15 protein-coding genes are annotated in these 17,893 nt (G+C 74.0%); 3 read left to right on the forward strand and 12 right to left on the reverse strand.

Features of this window, described 5'->3' with window-relative positions; all coding sequences use genetic code 11:
- Positions 1 to 4 precede the first annotated feature (4 nt).
- The 8 genes from murJ to EIO00_RS18895 all read right to left on the reverse strand — a co-directional run bounded on the left by murJ (position 5) and on the right by EIO00_RS18895 (position 8,871).
- On the reverse strand, positions 5 to 1,603 hold the full coding sequence (gene murJ / locus EIO00_RS18860; protein WP_140180802.1) for a murein biosynthesis integral membrane protein MurJ: 1,599 nt from the start codon (positions 1,601 to 1,603) through the stop codon (positions 5 to 7).
- A gap of 89 nt (positions 1,604 to 1,692) precedes the next feature.
- Positions 1,693 to 2,589, reverse strand: coding sequence for a hypothetical protein (locus EIO00_RS18865; protein WP_140180805.1), 897 nt, complete (start codon positions 2,587 to 2,589; stop codon positions 1,693 to 1,695).
- Positions 2,586 to 3,548, reverse strand: coding sequence for a copper transporter (locus EIO00_RS18870; protein WP_140180807.1), 963 nt, complete (start codon positions 3,546 to 3,548; stop codon positions 2,586 to 2,588). The genes EIO00_RS18865 and EIO00_RS18870 overlap by 4 nt, the downstream gene beginning before the upstream one ends.
- On the reverse strand, positions 3,545 to 4,780 hold the full coding sequence (gene steA, locus EIO00_RS18875) for a putative cytokinetic ring protein SteA (protein ID WP_140180809.1): 1,236 nt from the start codon (positions 4,778 to 4,780) through the stop codon (positions 3,545 to 3,547). Before steA ends, EIO00_RS18870 begins: the two co-directional genes overlap by 4 nt.
- 102 nt (positions 4,781 to 4,882) lie before the next feature.
- Positions 4,883 to 6,595 carry a DNA repair protein RecN gene (gene recN / locus EIO00_RS18880; protein ID WP_140180835.1) on the reverse strand — a complete coding sequence of 571 codons (1,713 nt, stop codon included), beginning with the start codon at positions 6,593 to 6,595 and terminating at the stop codon, positions 4,883 to 4,885.
- 46 nt (positions 6,596 to 6,641) lie between these two features.
- Positions 6,642 to 7,568, reverse strand: a complete 927-nt coding sequence (locus EIO00_RS18885; RefSeq protein WP_140180811.1) for an NAD kinase — start codon at positions 7,566 to 7,568, stop codon at positions 6,642 to 6,644.
- Positions 7,569 to 7,637: 69 nt separating this feature from the next.
- Positions 7,638 to 8,444, reverse strand: coding sequence for a TlyA family RNA methyltransferase (locus tag EIO00_RS18890; RefSeq protein WP_140180813.1), 807 nt, complete (start codon positions 8,442 to 8,444; stop codon positions 7,638 to 7,640).
- A gap of 25 nt (positions 8,445 to 8,469) precedes the next feature.
- Positions 8,470 to 8,871 carry a hypothetical protein gene (locus tag EIO00_RS18895; protein ID WP_140180815.1) on the reverse strand — a complete coding sequence of 134 codons (402 nt, stop codon included), beginning with the start codon at positions 8,869 to 8,871 and terminating at the stop codon, positions 8,470 to 8,472.
- Positions 8,872 to 8,958: 87 nt separating this feature from the next.
- On the opposite strand from EIO00_RS18895, the gene EIO00_RS18900 reads away from it, so the two are divergent.
- Entirely contained in the window at positions 8,959 to 9,300 is a 342-nt protein-coding gene (locus tag EIO00_RS18900; RefSeq protein ID WP_140180817.1) for an SCP2 sterol-binding domain-containing protein, read from the forward strand.
- Positions 9,301 to 9,405: 105 nt separating this feature from the next.
- Here the strand turns inward: EIO00_RS18900 and EIO00_RS18905 are convergent, their stop codons facing one another.
- Positions 9,406 to 10,410: an HAD-IIA family hydrolase gene (locus EIO00_RS18905; RefSeq protein WP_140180819.1), complete on the reverse strand. Its 1,005-nt coding sequence runs from the start codon at positions 10,408 to 10,410 to the stop codon at positions 9,406 to 9,408.
- 113 nt (positions 10,411 to 10,523) lie between these two features.
- Positions 10,524 to 11,006, reverse strand: coding sequence for a tetratricopeptide repeat protein (locus EIO00_RS18910; RefSeq protein ID WP_161602754.1), 483 nt, complete (start codon positions 11,004 to 11,006; stop codon positions 10,524 to 10,526).
- Between the two features lie 69 nt (positions 11,007 to 11,075).
- Here EIO00_RS18910 and EIO00_RS18915 point away from each other — a divergent pair, with 69 nt between their 5' ends.
- Positions 11,076 to 12,419 (forward strand): DUF1015 domain-containing protein, encoded by a 1,344-nt coding sequence (locus tag EIO00_RS18915; protein ID WP_140180821.1) that lies wholly within the window; start codon positions 11,076 to 11,078, stop codon positions 12,417 to 12,419.
- 74 nt (positions 12,420 to 12,493) lie between these two features.
- Entirely contained in the window at positions 12,494 to 13,432 is a 939-nt protein-coding gene (locus tag EIO00_RS18920; protein WP_140180823.1) for an MBL fold metallo-hydrolase, read from the forward strand.
- 144 nt (positions 13,433 to 13,576) lie between these two features.
- Here the strand turns inward: EIO00_RS18920 and EIO00_RS18925 are convergent, their stop codons facing one another.
- Together EIO00_RS18925 and EIO00_RS25380 are read right to left on the reverse strand one after the other, a co-directional pair.
- Positions 13,577 to 14,743, reverse strand: coding sequence for an alkaline phosphatase PhoX (locus EIO00_RS18925; protein ID WP_206664188.1), 1,167 nt, complete (start codon positions 14,741 to 14,743; stop codon positions 13,577 to 13,579).
- Between the two features lie 595 nt (positions 14,744 to 15,338).
- A complete protein-coding gene (locus tag EIO00_RS25380) occupies positions 15,339 to 16,511 on the reverse strand; it encodes a hypothetical protein (protein WP_241661460.1) in 1,173 nt (390 codons plus the stop codon).
- Positions 16,512 to 17,893: the final 1,382 nt, after the last annotated feature.

A 17,893-nucleotide genomic window follows, 5' to 3' on the forward strand; every position in this document is an offset into this window, starting at 1 on the left:
CCCGTCAAGTTCCCTCACGAGCGACCTTTCGGCTGAGGACGGCGCGCAGATCGCGGCCGTCGATCACGAACGCGACCGCCAGGAACACCGCACCGGCCGCCGCCGCGGCCCCCGCGGCCGTGACCATGTCGCCGACCCGACCGCCCGGGCCGAGGGCCGCGGCGAGGCCGTATCCGGCCCCGCCGCCCAGCGCCGCCCCGCCGAGCGCCGCCGCGATCGCGCGGCCGGCCCCGGCCAGCGCCCTCCGCCCTCGGGCGTGCAGCACCGCGACCGTCAGCAGCGCGCCCGCCACCGTCATCCCGACGGTGTTGCCGATCCCGAACGCCGCCACCACCCACTCCGGCGGCACCGCCGCCACCAGAGCCACGTCGACGACCAGCACCGTCAGCCACCCGGTGACCGTCGCCGCGGCCGAGGCCCGGTTCCGCCCGCAGGCCAGCAGCACCCGCCCCAGGTGCGCCACCAGACCGTAGCCGATCAGTCCGGGGGCGAACGCCAGGACGCCGCGTGCCAGCACCTGCGGATGCGTGCCCGGCGCGCTGTCCAGGAAATGCGCGGCGGGGACCGCGATCGCCGCCAGTCCCGCCGTTCCGGCCCCCGACACCAGCAGCACCGCCCGCGTGGTGGAGGCGGTGACGGCGTCGAACGCCTCCCGGTCGCCCACCCGCGCCGACAGCACGGGGAACGCGCTGGTGGCGATCGGCACCGCCAGGATCGCCCACGGCAGCAGATACACCGCCCAGGCGTAGCCGTAGTCGGCCAGCGCCCCGGGCGTGCCCCGCCAGCTCAGCACGATCACCGCGAGGGTGGCGACCTGCTGGGCGGCGACCGTCGACAGACCCGCCGCGGCCAGCGACCGCACCCGGGCGGCCACCCCGTCGGGGAAGCGCAGCGTCGGCCGCAGCCGCAGCCGCAACGGCCACGCCGCCGCCACGGCGGTGCCGACCAGCGCCGCCACCCCCAGCGTGGTGCCCACCGACAGGATCAGCTCGGCGGTCCGCGGCAGCCCCGCCAGATCGCCGCGGTGGTCGGCGCCCCACGGCACGAACAGCAGGTACGCGCCCATCACCACGATGCTCGACACCAGCGGCGCCAGCGCCGGGCCGGTGAACCGCCGGTGCGCCTGCAGCACCCCGTACAGCACGACGGCCAGCCCGTACAGCACCACCTGCGGGGCGAACACCACCAGCATGTCGGCGCCGACCGCGATCGCGTCGCGCACCGAGCAGCCCTGGGCGTCGCCGGGCACCAGCAGCGCCATCAGCGGTCTGGCGGCCAGCGCCATCGCCGCCGACAGCGGCAGCAGCGCCAGCACCACCCAGGTCAGCATCGCCGAGGCGGTGCGGTGAACGTGCTCGCGCTCGCCGCGTTCGACCGGCCCGGCCAGCACCGGGACCACCATCCCGGCCAGCGCCCCGCCCGCCACGATCTCGAACACGATCGTGGGGAGCATGTTGGCGGCGTTGTAGACCTGCCCCACGCACTGGGCCGTGACGGTCTGCGAGAACACCAGCGTCCGGCCGAACCCCGCCAGCCGGGACAGCACCGTCAGCGCGCCGATGAGGACCGCCGCGCCCGCCAGCCCGCCGGTGAGCCGCCGCACCGGGCCTTTCCCGCCGGCGCCCGCACGCCGCCCCGACGCCGACGGGTCGGGGCGGCCCCCGCCCGTCCGGGACCGGAACGCCAGGCCCACTACGCGGACTCGGCGACCTCGTCGGTCGCCGGTCGTTGGGGGCGCGGCGCGGCCGGCGGGCGGCGCCCCAGCATGTCCAGCCGGTTCAGCACCGGGTTGCCCGCGATGACCTTGGTGAAGCTGACGAACTCGCTGGCGACGTTCAGCCCGACCAGGCCGGCCAGCACCGCCAGCCGGGGGCCGCGCGGCAGCCGGCTGGCGGCCAGTCCCAGCAGCGCGCCGAGCGCGTTGGCGCCCGCGTCCCCGAGCATCGCCCGCTCGCCCAGGTCCTCGGGCAACAGCGCGACCGCGGCCCCCAGCGGCGCGGCGACCACCGCGGCCTGGGCGGGGCCGGCGGCCGCCAGCGGCGCCCCGGCCAGCAGGCCGACCTTGATCGCCCGTCCGGGCCGCAGGTCGAACAGGTTCGCCAGGTTGGCGGCGGTCGCCACCACCGCCCCGCCGGTCACCGCGTCGAAGACCCGGCCCGCCGCGGTCGGCGCCGACGATCCGGCGATCGCGGCGGCGGCCAGCCCGGTCGCCCCGATGCCGAGGATCTTGACCGCGCCGCTGGTGACCTCTCCGCGCGCCAGCGCCCCCAGATGCCCCTTGAAGCCGCGGGAGGACGCCGAGCCCGCCAGGTCGTCGTAGGCGCCGAGCACCCCGGCGCCCGTCCCGGCCAGCAGGGCGGCGGCCCGCAGCCGGCCGGGCAGTCCGGGGACCGCCAGCCCCCCGACCGCCGCGCCGGCCACGAACGCCGGCCCCTCCAGCAGGGTGACCGGCTCGCCCCGATGGTTGGTGCGGCCCCAGACCTCTGCTCCGTCGCGCCCGCCCACGCCGGGCGGGCGGCGGGTCAGCGCGAGGTAGGCGATGCGGGCGGCGGCGGCGCCCAGCAGGCCGCCGGTGATCAAGGCTTTCATTCGTCGTCTCCCGATGCCGGGCCGAGGGCGGGCAGATAGGCGCGGGCGTCCTCGCCGATGCCGTAGTGCCCGACCTTGCCGGCGAGCTGCTCCTCCAGCGCCAGCACGGTGACGATCCGGCCGGAGGACTGGTCGATGGTGTCGACGGAGGACACCCGCTCGCCGATGTCGGACTCGCGCAGCGCCGCGATCAGCCCGCCGTCGTCGACCGCGGTGATCGGGCCGGCCAGCACGCCGCCGCGTCCGGCCGCGTCCAGCGCGCGCGCCAGGGACAGCAGCGCCCGGTTGTCGGTGTCCGCCCCGTCCTGCTGGTAGGGGGAGGAGGGCGCGACCATGACGGCGAGCGTCGCGTGCTGGGTGGGCCGTCCGCTGACGGTCACGAAACCCGCCGACTTGAACGCCTCCAACGTCGCCTTGCTGGAGGCGTCGTCGCGCAGCGCCTTGGACGGATCGTCGGTCAGCAGCGCGGCGGCCAGCACCTGGGCCGCCTTGTCGTACGGGCCGGCGCCCCTGGGGAAGGTCATGTCGGCGGGGCGCAGCTGCTCGGCCAGCTGGTCGAGAGTGGCGGCCTGGTCGTCGTCGAGGAATTTCTTCTGCACGGTGACCCGTCCGGTGACGGTCGCCCCGGCGACCTTCTCGCCGAGCAGCTCGGCGATCTTGTTGAGGCTCTCGGAGCCGGCGCCGGGGGTCTCCACCAGCACCACCGACTGGTTCTTCAGCCGCCCGGCCAGCACGTGCGGGCCGACCGCGGCGGCGAACCGCTCCTCGCCCTCCACCTGGGTGAGCAGTTGACGCTGCCGGGCGCGCAGCTCCTCGTTGCGTTTGCCGGTGGCGGCGACCTCCTTCTTCAGGGTGCCCAGCAGCGGATCGGACAGCGCGGTGGCGCCCAGCACGAGCCCGACCGCCAGCGACAGGAAGATCGCGACGATGGAGACGAGGTGATAACGGAAGTCGATCACGTGAACAGTCCGGTCAGCCAGAAGAGGAAGGCGTGCCAGCGCTCGGCCAACAGGGGCCAGATCACTTCCCCGATCGGCGAGACCAGCACCGCGACGGTCATGGCGATGAACGCGCCGAACACCAGCAGCAGCAGCGACCAGCCGGAGATCCGGCTGCGGTACAGCCGGGACACGCCCTTGGCGTCGACCAGCTTGCTGCCCACCCGCAGCCGCGTCAGGAACGTGCTGGACATCCCGGCCCGGCCCTTGTCGAGGAACTCGACCATGTTGGCGTGCGTGCCGACCGCGACGATGAGGCTGGCGCCCTTGTCGTCGGCCAGCAGCATCGCGATGTCCTCGCTGGTGGCGGTGGCGGGGAACACCACCGCGTCCAGCCCGAGGTCCTTGACCCGCTTCAGGCCGGGCGCGCGGCCGTCCCGGTAGGCGTGCACCACCAGCTCGGCCCCGCAGGTCAGCGCCTCGTCGGAGACCGAGTCCATGTCCCCGACGATCATGTCGGGCTTGTACCCGGCCTCCAGCAGCGCGTCCGCCCCGCCGTCCACTCCGATCAGCACCGGCCGGTACTCGCGGATGTAGGGGCGCAGCGTGGCGATGTCCTCGCGGTAGTGATAGCCGCGCACCACGATCAGCGCGTGCCGCCCTTCCAGGGAAGTGGCCACGTCCGGGACGCCGACCCCGTCGATGAGCAGGTCGCGCTCGCGCCGCATGTACTCCAGGGTGTTGGCGACGAACGCCTCGAGCTGGTTGGCCAGCCCCGCCTTGGCGGCGGCCAGCGACTCGGAGACGGTCTCGGCGGTCTGCTCGGTGCCCTTGGCGATGACCTCGTCGCCGCGGTAGACCACGCCCTCGTGCACCCGGACCTGATCGCCCTCGGCGAGCCGGGTGAAGATCTCCGGCCCCACGTCGTCGACCAGCGGGATCCCGGCCTCCAGCAGGATCTGCGGACCCAGGTTGGGGTAACGGCCGGAGATGCTGGGGGCGGCGTTGACCACCGCTCCGACCTTGCAGGACACCAGGGCCTCGGCGCTGACCCGGTCCAGGTCCACATGGTCGATCACGGCGATCTCGCCGGGCTGCAGCCGCTTGGTGAGCTTCTTGGTGCGGCGGTCCAACCGGACCTCGGCCCGTACCCCCGGCCGGTCGTCGTCCTTGGCCAGGCCGAGCACGCGCCGCGAGAGCCGTCGATGGACGGCACGGGCGCGCCGGACGGCGAGCGAAGGCCTTTCGTTCATCACCTGTCATCCTGCCAGAGCACGGGAGGGTACCGAGTGAAAGACGAACGGACGCGCGTGTCCGTTCGCACACGCTCGGTGACCTTTTGACCTCGAGCGGACTCAGCCGGCGCCGCGCCGGTCCCGGGCGGCCAGTTCCAGCAGCTCCTCGGCGTGGGCGCGGCCCAGCTCCGAATCCTCCAGCCCGGCCAGCATCCGCGACAGCTCCCGCACCCTGGCCTCGCCCTCCAGGACGGTGACGCCGCTGCGGGTGACCGACCCGTCGTCGGACTTGGCCACCAGCAGGTGCCGGTCGGCGAACGCGGCGACCTGCGGCAGATGGGTGACCACGATCACCTGGGCGTTGCGGGCCAGCCGGGCCAGCCGGCGGCCGATCTCCACCGCCGCCTTGCCGCCCACGCCCGCGTCGACCTCGTCGAACACGAACGTCGGGACCGGGTCGGCGCCGGCGAACACCACCTCGATGGCCAGCATCACCCGCGACAGCTCGCCGCCGGAGGCGCCCTTGTGCAGCGGCAGCGGCGGCGCGCCCGGATGCGCCGCCAGCCGCAGCTCCACCTCGTCGGCCCCGTGCGGCCCGAACTCCTCGGTGGGGGTGACGTCCACCACGATCCGGGCGTGCGGCATCGCCAGCGCGGTCAGCTCCTCGGTGACCGCCGCCGCGAACCGCTCGGCGGCACGGGTGCGGATCTCGGTGAGCTCGGCGGCCAGTCCCCGCAGCCGCTCGGTCAGCTCGGCGTGCTCGGCGCGCAGCTCCTCGATGCGCACATCGTCGCCCTCCAGCTCGGCCAGCCGCGCCGCCGACCGCCGCGCCCAGGCGAGCACCTCGTCGATGTCCTCGCCGTACTTGCGGGTCAGCCCGGCCAGTTCGGCGCGGCGCTCCTGCACGGCGGCCAGCCGCACCGGGTCGGCCTCCACCGACTCGGCGTAGGAGGCCAGCTCGGTGGCCGCGTCGGAGATGAGATAGCCGGCCTCGGCGAGCCGGTCGGCGAGCCGGCCGAGGGTCTCATCGTGGTCGCGCACGCCCTCCAGCGCGGCCCGCGCCGTGCCCAGCAGGCTCATCACGTCGGCGGGGGTCACCGCGGGGGCGTCGGGGTCGCCCAGCAGCGCCTGGTGCGCGGTGGTGGCGGCGGTGCGCAGCGCGTCGGCGTGCCCCAGCCGCTCGGCCTCGGCGGCCAGCTCCGCGTCCTCGCCCGGCTTGGGGTCGACCTTCTCGATCTCCTCCAGGCCGAACCGGAGCATGTCGGCCTCCTGGGCGCGCTCGCGGGCCCGGGTGGTCAGCTCCTCCAGCAACGCCGTCACCTGGCGGTGCCGCTGGTAGGCGGCGGTGTAGGCGCGCAGCGGCCCGGTCAGGGCCTCCCCGGCGTACCGGTCGAGGGCGGCGCGCTGGCGGGCGGGCTGCAGCAGCCGCTGCTGATCGGACTGTCCGTGCACGGCCACCAGGTCGTCGGCCAGCGTCAGCAGCGTGCTGACCGGCACCGACCGGCCGCCCAGATGGGCCCGGGAGCGGCCCTCGGCGGAGACCGACCGGGAGATGATCAGGGTGTCCTCGTCCAACTCGGCGCCGGCCTCGGCGACCCGGGCGGCCACCCGCCCCCGCGGGTCGACCACGATCCGGCCCTCGACGGTGGCGCGGGCCGCGCCCGGCCGCACCCGCTGCGGGTCGGCGCGCCCCCCGAACAGCAGCCCGAGGCTGGTCACCACCATGGTCTTGCCGGCACCGGTCTCGCCGGTGACCACGTTGAACCCCGGGGACAGGTCCAGGACCGCCTCGTCGATCACGCCCAGGCCCTGGATCCGTACCTCCTCGACCATCGGCCGCACGAGCGTCACACCCTTCCCCTTGGTCGACGGCCAGAGATTATCCCCCTGCGGGCCGACCGGCGTCGTCCGCGCCGGGCCGGGCCCGGCCCCGCCAACCGGTCACCGGGAGACCGAACTTGGTCACCAACCGATCGGTGAACGGGGTCCGATGCAGTCTGGCCAGTTTGACCGGGATCGCACCGCGACGCACCTCCACCCGGGCGCCGGGAGGCAGGCCCACCGTCCTCCTCCCATCGCACCACAGGACCGCCCGAGGGGTGTCCGGCAGCACCTCGATCGCCACCACCGACCGCGGGGAGACCGCCAGGGGGCGGGCGAACAGGGCGTGCGCGCTGATCGGCACCACCAGCATCGCCTCGACCTCCGGCCACACCACCGGGCCGCCGGCGGAGAACGCGTACGCGGTCGAGCCGGTGGGGGTGGCGCACACCACGCCGTCGCAGCCCCAGTGCGACAGGGGGCGGCCGTCGATCTCCACGACCACCTCCAGCATCCGCTCGCGCTCGGCCTTCTCCACGGTGGCCTCGTTGAGCGCCCAGGTGGTGGCGGCGATCTCCCCGTCGCGTCGGACGACCACGTCGATGGTCATGCGCTCCTCGACGTGGTAGCGGCGCTCGACGACCCGGTCGACGGTGGAGGTCAGGTCGTCGCGCTCGGCCTCGGCGAGGAAGCCGACGTGACCGAGGTTGACGCCGAGCATCGGGGTGCCGGACAGGCGGGCCAGATCGGCGGCGCGCAGGATGGTGCCGTCGCCGCCGAGCACCATCACCAGCTCGGCGTCCTCGGCGGCGGCCGCGGAGGCGGGCACCACCTGCACCCCCGAGCAGTGCAGATCCGGCGCCTCCTCGTCGAGGACCCGCACCTCGATGCCGGCCCTGCTCAGCCGTTCGACCACCAGCGCGGCGCTGCGGACCGCCTCCGGCCGTCCGGTGTGCGCCACCACCAGCACCGATCGGCCGCTCACCGCGCGCCCTTCGGACGGTTGTCGATCATGGAGCCCGATCCCCTCTCCTGCCGGTGCCGCGCCGGGTCGTCACGACGGCCCTTCGGCGATCGCGCGCTCCAGGTCGGCCTCGTCCAGCGGCGGGGCCCCGGCCCGCATCCACAGGAAGTACTCGACGTTGCCGGAGGGTCCCGGCAGCGGGCTGGCGGTCACCCCGGCGACGCCCAGGCCCAGCGTCGCGGCGTGCTCGGCGACGCCGCGGACGGCCTCGGCGCGCAGCGCGGGATCGCGGACGACCCCGCCGGAGCCCACCCGCTCCCTGCCGACCTCGAACTGGGGCTTGACCATCAGCACGAAGTCGGCGTCCGGGGCGGCGCAGGCCCGCAGGGGCGCCAGCACCAGCCGCAGCGAGATGAACGACAGGTCTCCCACTACCAGATCCGGCGGCTCTCCGGGTAGCCGGGCGGGCGTCAGATCACGGACGTTCGTCCGCTCCAGCACGGTGACCCGCTCGTCGGTGCGCAGCGACCAGGCGAGCTGGCCGTAGCCGACGTCCACGGCGATCACATGGGCCGCGCCGGCGCGCAGCAGCACGTCGGTGAACCCGCCGGTGGAGGCTCCCGCGTCCAGGCAGCGACGGCCCCGCACGGTCAGCGCGTCGAACGCCTCGAGCGCCCCGGCGAGCTTGTGTCCGCCGCGGGAGACGTACTCCGGCCCGGCGTCGGCGTCCTCCACCACGATCGCGGCGGTCGGCTCCACCTGGGTGGCCGCCTTGGCGGCGGTGCGGCCGCCGACCCGCACCCGGCCCTCCTCGATCAACCGGCGGGCCTGTTCGCGGGATCGGGCGAGCCTGCGCCGCACCAGCTCCGCGTCCAGCCGCCGCCTCGTCACCGGCATCGCGCCGCCTCCCGGCCTCCCGTCGTCATGCCCCGCTCCGGTGGGCGTGCCCCGGACGCGGCGGGACGATGCCGGGCCCCGGCGGCCTGGGCACGGGCGTCTGCTGATCGACCGAGGCCAGGACGTCCTGCAGGCCGCGGTGGACCTCCTCGAAGATCTCCACATGGTCGCCCACCGGCAGCCCGGCCAGCTCGACCAGCCGGCCGAGGGCGGCGTCGACCCGCTCGTCGCCGGTCGGCTCCGGCGGCGGCACCGCGCCCAGCGCCGCCACCACCGCGCCCGCCGGCACGGTCCGCGGCTCCTGCGGGGCCGCCGGGGCCGGTGCGTTCTCCGGGGCCCGGGGGGCCGGCGCGGGCCGCCAGGTCCCGTCCTCGGCCACGTCGAGGGCCGCCGTGCCGGGCGCGCCCGCCGGGGGTTCGCCGGACATGTGCCTCCTCTGCGTCGCATCCACGTCGGGATGAACGCTACCGTCCTGAAGCGACATCCCGGCGACTGATGGGGGGACGGCCTGACCATGGCGAACGAGGAGGAGTGCCGGGCGGCGCTGGAGCTGATCCGCACCCGGCTGAGCGCCGTCGATCCCGAGCTCTTCACCCGCCACGTGGTGGAACGCACGATCACCTGCCGTGTCCCGGACCTGGGGGTGGTCTGGCGGTCCCGGATCCACGCGGGCGGCCTGGACCCGTTCGAGATCACCGCCGATCCCGGCGACGGGCAGGTGCGGGTGACGGTGGGCAGCGACGATCTGGTGGCGCTGGCCAAGGAGGAGCTGCACGCCGGCCGGGCGTGGGCGACCGGCCGGCTCAAGATCGAGGCGAGCCTCCGGGACCTGCTGCGGCTGCGCACGCTGTTGTAGCCGCCGGCCCGACCGGCCGCGGGCGTCATGGCCGCACGGGCCGCACGCCGCCGGGGGTTCGCCGAGCCGGCCGGCGACGACGCCGTTCCCCGCGCACGCCGCCCGTCAGGGGAGGTCGAGCCGCTCCAGCGCGTCGGCGACGGCCTCGGCGGCGACGGGGGCTTCGGTGCGCCAGGCCGCGCCGCACAGGGCGCGCAGCCCGTCCCACGGGTCGCCCTCGCCGATCAGCTCGATCTTCGCGCCCGCCCAGCGCGCGGTCCAGCCGCCGCAGCGGTGGCCGTCGTCGTCCGCGCGCACCGCAGGATGCGGAACGAGCAGCCCGCCCAGGTCGGCCGCCAGATAGGTGGGGCGGTGCCGGGGGCCGGCGGTCAGCACGGTCAGCGGGTCGGTGACGCCGGTGAACACCAGCATGCTGTCGGCGCCGCCGTTGTGCGCGCCCTCGATGTCGGTGTCCAGCCGGTCCCCCACGATGAGGGGGTTGCGGGCGCCGGTCCTGATGATCGACTCCTGATGCAGGGGGCGCCGGGGCTTGCCGGTGACGATCGGGTCCACCCCGGTCGCCGCCTTGATCACCTGCATGAGCGAGCCGTTGCCGGGCTGGGGCGGGCCGTCCCCGCCGGGAATGGTCAGGTCGCCGTTGGAGGCGACGAACAGCGCCCCCTGCAGCACCGCCTGGGCGCCCTGGGCGATGAGCCCGTACGACAGGTGGGGGTCATAGCCCTGGACGACGGCGGCGGGGCGTTCGGCGGCGGTGGACACCGGCACCAGCCCGTGGGCGTACAGCGCGTGCCGCAGCCCCGTCCCGCCGACGACCAGCACCTTGGACCCGGCGGGCAGCCGTTCGGCCAGCAGCCGCGCCGCCGCCTGGGCGCTGGTGACCACGTCGCCGGCGTCGGCGGGCACCCCCATGCCGGTGAGCAGCGCCGCCACCGCGCCGGGCGTCCGGGAGGCGTTGTTGGTGACGAACGCCAGGCGCTGCCCGGCGGCGCGCGCCTTGGCCAGCGCCTCCGGCGCCCCCGGCACGGGGCGGTGCCCCACGTACACCACGCCGTCGAGATCGAGCAGCGCCACGTCATAGGCCTCGCTCAGCGGGCGGTCGCATCCGCGCACGTCGTCGACCCCTTCTCTCGTCCCGTGCCGGTCACCGCCGCGGTTCCCGGCCCCGGCCCTCCTCCCGACGGAGGGCCCGGTGGCGATCGTAGGGCCGCCGTGCGGGGCCGACCTCAGCGGCGGGCCTGCAGGGTGGCCCGCACGTGCCGCAGCGCCTTGACGTAGTCCTTGTTCTCCGGCCGCATCGCCACGGCCAGCGCCAGATGCTCCACGGCCTGCTCGAAGTCGCCGAGCCTGGACAGCGACAGGCCCAGCCCGAACAGCGCGTAGTCCTCGGCCGGGTTCTCCTGCACGATCCAGCGGAAGTTGTCGGCCGCCTCGGCGAACCGCCGCGCCCCGAACTGCGCGCGGGCCAGCGCCTCCCGGATGCTCCGCGAGGAGGGCTCCGCGCCGGCCGCGCGCTGCAGCAGCTGCATCGCCGCCGCCGGGCTGCCCGAGCCCAGCAGCTCCATGCCGCGGGTGTACCACTCGTACACGCCGCCGCTGGGTCCGGTTCCGGTCCTTCCCTCCCGGTCCGCGCCGTGACGCTCCTCGCCGGGGGTGCGGTGTTCGTCGCCGGGGGAATCCTCCGGTCCCTGCGCTCCTTGTATCTGCATATGGACCTCCTCTCCGACCCTGTGTTCGACCGTACCCGGTCGTCGGACCCGGCCGCCTCTCCCACTACCATGCCCGCAGTGGACCCCTATCTCCCCTTCGGTGCAGCCCTGGACGGTTCGTCCTCTGAGGCCGGCGGACTGGAGCTGGCCCCCTTCCGGGGGGTGCGGTTCGCGCCTGAGGCGGTGGGCGATCTGGCGGCGGTGACCTGCCCGCCCTACGACCTGATCGACCCCGAGGAGGTCCGCAGGCTGACCGCCGGCGACGGCCGCAACGTGGCGCGGCTCACCCTGCCGACCGGAGAGGACGGCTACCGGCGCGCCGCCGAGACCCTGCACCGCTGGCTGGCCGAGGGCGTCCTGGTCGCCGATCCCGAGCCCGCCCTCTACGTCTACGAGACCGTCGCGGCCGACGGCGCCCTGTTGCGCGGCGTGCTCGGCGCCGTCGGCCTGCGCCCGGAATCCGCCCGGGTCGTCCTGCCGCACGAGGAGGTCTTCCCCGGCCCCGTGCGGGACCGCCTGGCCCTGATGACCGCCACCGGGGCCAACCTGGAGCCGATCTTCCTCATCTATGAGGGCCCCGCCGGAGTCCCGGCGGGGGACGGCGCCGCCCCGGGGGCCGATCCGGGAGCGGTGGTGGACCGGATCGCGGAGACCCGGCGCCCGGTGACGGAGTTCCGAGCCGATGACGGAACGTTCCACCGGTTGTGGCGGGTGGACGATCCGGCGACGCAGGAGCGGATCACGACAGGGCTGCGCGACCGGCGCGCGATGATCGCCGACGGACACCACCGGTACGCGACCTATCAGGCGCTGCAGGAGCGCCGTCATGCGGCCGGGGACGGCCCGGGCCCGTGGGACTACGGGCTGGCGCTGCTGGTGGACTGGCGGCGGCACCCGCCGCGGCTCGGCGCGATCCACCGGGTGCTGCCCGGGCTGGACCCGCGCGAGGCGGCGGAACGCGCGGCCAAGGCGTTCACCGTGCGCGAGACGCCGGACCTGAAGGCCGGCACGGCGGCGCTGGCCGAGGCGGACGGCCCGGCGTTCCTGCTCGGCGGCGCCGACGGGCTGTGGCTGCTGACCGCCCCGGACGCCGACCTGCTGGACCAGGCGATGCCCGCGGAGCGCTCTCCGCAGTGGCGGCGGCTGGACACCGCGGTGCTCGACACGCTGCTGATCGATCGGTTGTGGGAGGTGAACGCCGACGAGCGCACCGTCGAGGTCGTGCACGAGGACCCGGTGGCCGCCCTGCGCCGGGCCCGGCGCCGCGGCGGCACCGCGGTGATCATGAACCCGCCGACGGTCGCCGACGTGCTGGCGGTGGCCGCCGCGGGCGAACGGGTCCCCCGCAAGTCCACCTCGTTCGGCCCCAAACCGCGGACCGGCCTGGTGATGCGGCTGCTGGACCTGGGCTGACGCCCCCGATCTACGATGAACCCGCGCCGGAGCCGATCACGGCCCTCGGCGAAGGTCACACGAACGGAGCCGCGATGAGCACCGACAGCCCGATCACCCCCCTGGGGAACGAGGTCTACGAAATCGACACGCGGATGGCCGGATACTCCGGGATCACGGCCGGTTATCTCATCCGATCCGACCGGCCGTGCCTGGTCGAGCCCGGCACCAGCGGATCCGCGCCGACCGTCCGGCGGGCGCTGGAGGAGCTGGGGATCGGCCCCGACGACCTGGCCACCGTGGTCGTGACGCACATCCACCTGGACCATGCGGGCGGGGTCGGCGACATGGCCCGCATGTACCCCAACGCCGAGATCGTCGTGCACGAGAAGGGCGCGCGGCACCTGGCCGACCCCTCCCGGCTGATGCGCAGCGCCCGCATGGTGTACGGCGACATGCTCGACACGGTGTTCGGGGAGCTCAAGCCGACCGAGGCGAGCCGGATCAGGGCCGTGGAGGAGACCGGGGTGATCGACCTGGGCGGGGGCCGGCGCCTGGAGACGCACTACTCCCCCGGCCACGCCAAGCACCACATCGGGTTGCTCGACTCCCTCTCCGGCGACCTGTACGTGGGGGACGCGGCGGGCGTCTACATCCCCGAGACCGCGGACGTACGCCCGGCGACGCCCCCTCCGGACTTCGACCTGGACACGGCGCTGGCGTCGCTGGAGAAGTTCCGCTCCCTGGGCCCCCAGCGGCTGCTGTTCGCCCACTACGGGCCGGTGGACGCGGTGAACGAGACGTTGGAACGGTCCGCCGAGGAGCTGCGGATCTGGGTGGACGCGGTCCGCGACGCCCACGACCAGGGCATGGACCTCGACCACGCGGTCGCCGCCGTCAAGGAGCGCACCGAGGGACGGTACAAGGCGTTCGGTCCGGACGCCGACCCGGAACTGGCGGAGAAGTACGAGATCCTCAGCAGCGCGGTCAGCAACGTCTCCGGGATCGTCCACTCCCTCAGCAGGCACGCTTGATCCCGCGACCCGGGGCGCGGCCGGGCGGTCGTCGGCCGCGCCCCGGGGGGAGGGAGATCGGGCTCCGGCACGCCGCCACGACGTCCGCGGGCGCCGCCGGAGGGATGCGTCCCCGCACCGCGGGCCCGGGCGTCCGCCGCGGCGTCAGCGGCGGAACGGCCCGGTGACCTCGTAGGTGCAGCCGTCGGTGCCCCCGACGAAGCCGCTGGCGCCGCGTTGGGAGGAGAAGTACAGCCGGGTCCCGTCCGGCGAGAAGGCCGGACCGGTGATCTCCGACTCCTCGTGCCCCAGTACCCGCAGGAACGGCGTCACCACCCCGTCGGGAGTGATCAGGTTGATCTCCATGTTGCCGCCGTCCTCGGCCACGTACAGGTCGCCGGTCCGCGCGGCGGTGATGTTGTCCACGCCGGTCAGCGGGGCCTCACCGTCCACCAGGTCATCGTCGTAGACCAGCTCCAACGTGGACTCCACGGCGTCGTACGCCCACACCCGGCCGTCGCCCTTGGTGGTGAAGTAGCAGACGTTCCCGGTGTAGTAGCAGCCCTCGCCCCCGTTGAAGTGCATCGCCTCGTCCACCTGGTGCCGGGTGGGGGTGATCCAGATCTGCGGGTTGGGCACCTTCTTCCAGGACACCTTCCCCGTGCCCGAGCCGACGAGGACCTCCAGCGTCCCGCTCGACAGGTCGCCCCAGGTGTCGGGACGGAACCGGTAGAAGCACCCGTCCGATTTGTCCTCGGTCAGGTAGACCACCTGCCGCACCGGATCGCAGGCCGCCGCCTCATGCGTGAACCGGCCCAGGGCCGGACGCTGCACCGCGGACTTGCCGCCCTGCGGGTACGTCTCATAGACGATGCCGAGGTCGTACTCCTCGCACGACAGCCACGTCCCCCAGGGGGTCGCGCCGCCGGCGCAGTTCAACGTGGTCCCGCTGAGGATCCGGTACGCGTCCACGATGTTCCCCGACGCGTCGAACCGGATGGCCGACACCCCGCCCACCAGCGGAACCTCGGAGTTGCTGACGTAGATCCAGCCGTCTCCGTCCGGGAAGCAGGCCCCGCCGTCCGGAGCCGGATGCCACGTGTGCCGAGTCCCCGGCACCCGCTGCATGGAGCGCGCGATCACCCTGCTGGTGAACCCCTCCGGCAGCTGGATCCCGTTCTCGTCGGCGGGCTGCAACGGCCCGTACGGCCCCACGCCGGGCTGCGCCGGCTCCGCGAAGGCCCGCTGCCACAGCACTCCGGAGAAGGCGGCCGTTCCCCCTGCGATGGCCGTGCTCCGCAGGAACGCACGTCGCTTCAACTCGATCGGCATGGCCCTCCTCACGTCCGGACGGACAGGGTCAGGCCGAGTCGACCACCGACGGATGACACCGCCCGCGCCACCCGACCATGCCTCGGTGAATATCGTGAAAAATCCTCATGACGTCAACCCCTCCGTCATTTTCCACCGACCGAGGACGCGGACTCCCTCAAACTCTCCTCAGACGCCTCAGTCCTTGCGGCGGAGGACGGGCGGGAGCCCCGGCTCCCGGGCCGACGTCGGCACGGGGACGGCATTCTCGATGCCGCGGCTCCCATGTCGTCGAGCCCTCGGCAAGCCTCTTCGAGCCTTCGGTGAAACGATCGCGTCGATGTCCGGCGCGCGCTCTCGTTCCGGCCTTGCACCGGGGGAGGAGCAAGGCGCCTCGGCCCCGAGGCGATCACCCGCAGAGCCCGCCCTGCAACGGGGTTCGGAGCACCGGCGCACGCCGGCGGCACCGGATCATCGTCTCCAGAGAAGCGGGCCCCGGCCCACCGGTCGCCGCAGAGGACGTCGGCCCGTCACCGGCCCGGGCCCGTGCCGCCGCAGGGGCGGGAGGCGCGAACGCCGCTCCCGCCCCGATCACACCCGCGGGAGACGTGGAAGATCAGCCGGTCTGCGGCGCATCGCCGGACTGCGGCCCGGCGGCATCCTCCCGTGCACCGGAACCGTCGTCCGACGGGCTCTTCTCCCCGGTCTCCCTTGTAGGCCCGGCCACGGGCTCCGAATCGGCGGCCGAGGGCTTCGAATCGAACGGCTCCGCAGAGGACTCCTCGGCGGAAGCGGCTCCGAGATCCGACCCCGCGGGGCCTGGGGACTCCACCGTGTCCTCGTCCGCTCCCGGCCTCGCCTCCGGCGGCGTCTCTTCGTCCGTCGGCGCTCCGGAGACCTCCTCAGAGGCGTCCTCGGCGGGCTCTCCCGGCTTCGAGGCGGCTTCCTCTGTCGCCTCCATGGGCGCGCCGTCCTCGGCGCCGGCCGGCTCAGCCGCCGTCTCGCCCGTGGCGGACCGGGAGGCCGAGGGGGCGGAGATCTCCTCGGCGGAGGCCGACGGCTTCTCCGCCGTCTCGTCCGGCTTCGCGGCGGCTCCCAGAACCGACTCCGCCAAGGCCTCCTCGACCGAGATCGACGGCCCCTCCGCGGCCTCGTCCTCAAGATCGAGGATCTCCAGGCCCTCGAGCTCGGCGTAACGTTCGGGAGCGTCGGTCACGCCGTCACGGTCGGCCGCCGCCGAGCGGGCGAACCACTCCACGGCCTCCTTCTCCCGCCCGGCGTCCAGCAGCGCATCGGCGTACGCGTAGAACAGTCGGGCCGACCAAGGCCGCAGCTTCCTGTCATGGAGTTCAGGGATCTGCAGCGTCACCACTGCGGCGTCGTATTGCCCCAGATCACGGCGCGCACCCGACTCGACGATGCGCAACTCGACGCGATCGGCCTGAGCGAGGCGCCGAGCGGCGGGGGACTTGGCCAGATCCAAAGCCCGCTCGGGACGCCCCAACCCGCGTTCGCAGTCGGCGAGAATCGGCAGGTACGCCTCCTCGGTGTTGCGCAGCCGCCGAGCCGCACGCAGCTCCGCCAACGCGTCGGCCCACTCACCGGCGTGATAGGCGGCCAGTCCGGCGGCCTCCCGGACGATGCCCACCCGGGAGGCCAGCCGACGAGCGACGCGCGCATGCCGGTAGGCGACATCCGGTTCCTCGTCGATCAGCCGCCCGGTCATCACCAGGTGGCGGGCGACCCTCGTCGCGAGCTCCTTGGGCAGGGTACGCAGCTCGGCGCGCACCTCGGCGTCGAGCTCGTTGCCGGTCACATCGTCGGGAACCCTCGGTTCCTCCGACACGCGCGCCGGACGCTCCTCGAACCCTCTCCGGCGCCGTCCACCGGTCGGCCGGCCGGCCCGACGGTCGTCCGAGGAGAACAGCCTGCCCTCACCAGAGCGACGCTGCGGACGCCCGCCGCCGGGACGATCCGCCCGCCGGTCGCTCCGCGAGCCCGGTGCACGATCCTGCGACCAACGCTTCTTTCCTGTGGCGCGGAAGGGCCGGTCCGCGCTCCGCCCGCCCGGTCCACCGGGCCGGAACAGTCGTTCCTGAGGGTCAGAGAATCCCTCGGTCCGTCCCCGCTCCTCGCCGCGTTCCCAACGCCGCCGATCTCCAGCGGGACGGCCGCCCGAGCCGCGCCGGCGGTCCTTCCACGAAGCGGCCGATTCCCCCCGGGCCTGTCCGCTTCGGTTCCCTCGCTTCCCGTCCTTGGGTCCGTCAGAGCGCGGTCCACCGGCACCGTCACGCCCTCGTGGGAACGGCTCTTCCCGACCTCCAGGGGCGTTCCGGTGCTTGCCGTCTCCCTGACCGCCACGCCGCTCGCGATTCTCATCGCCGCGACGATTCTCTTCCGCGCTCATCACGTCCGTCACTGTCATCATCGTGCTTTGCAGGAACCATCCCAGCTTATTGGCCGCGGGCCCCCACTCGCGCCGACCCGACTCACAAGATCATCACGCTCCGCCGTCCCGTCCCCGGCTCCGATCCGCCTTGCCCATCCGTCATCACCACGATCGAGAGTCAGAGAGCCCACACCGGCATCGACAGTTCACATATCAACGAACCAGCAACGCAAAAGACCTGTGCTGGCGTACAGCCTCTCCATCGGCACAGACCGCTTCTCGCCCCATCACACAGTCCGCACCAGCCGGAATCACGCACAGAAAGACCAAGGACCGGCGGAGAATCCGCCTCCACCGGTCTCCGGACCCGGTGCCCGCCTCACCTGACGGACGGTGAGTGACCACCGCCGCTGATCGTCTCCACCACACCCACCTCAGCAGAGCACACGAACACCCCGCTCCTCGCTCTCGTCCACCCTGGTCCGGCGGCCATGCAAGCCCGACGGTTCGGTGGAGAGAACCCCCGCTCTCCCCCACTCTGTCGGCCCCGCCCCCGTCTCACGCCCGACCGGCCCGCCCACTCACCCAGACGGAGCGGCAACCCGCCGGCCCGCGGAAACCCACGAGAGCACCCCCACTCCCCCGCCACCCAAAACCACACACACACACACAAAAAAAGGGGGGATCCGCCCCCCCCGAAAACCCCCGGCACCCCCGCCACACCCCACACCAACAAACAAAACAAAGCAAAAAGAAAGGGGGGGCGGAACAACCCCAAGGCC

Source organism: Thermomonospora catenispora (assembly GCF_006363815.1).
Classification (GTDB): domain Bacteria; phylum Actinomycetota; class Actinomycetes; order Streptosporangiales; family Streptosporangiaceae; genus Thermomonospora; species Thermomonospora catenispora.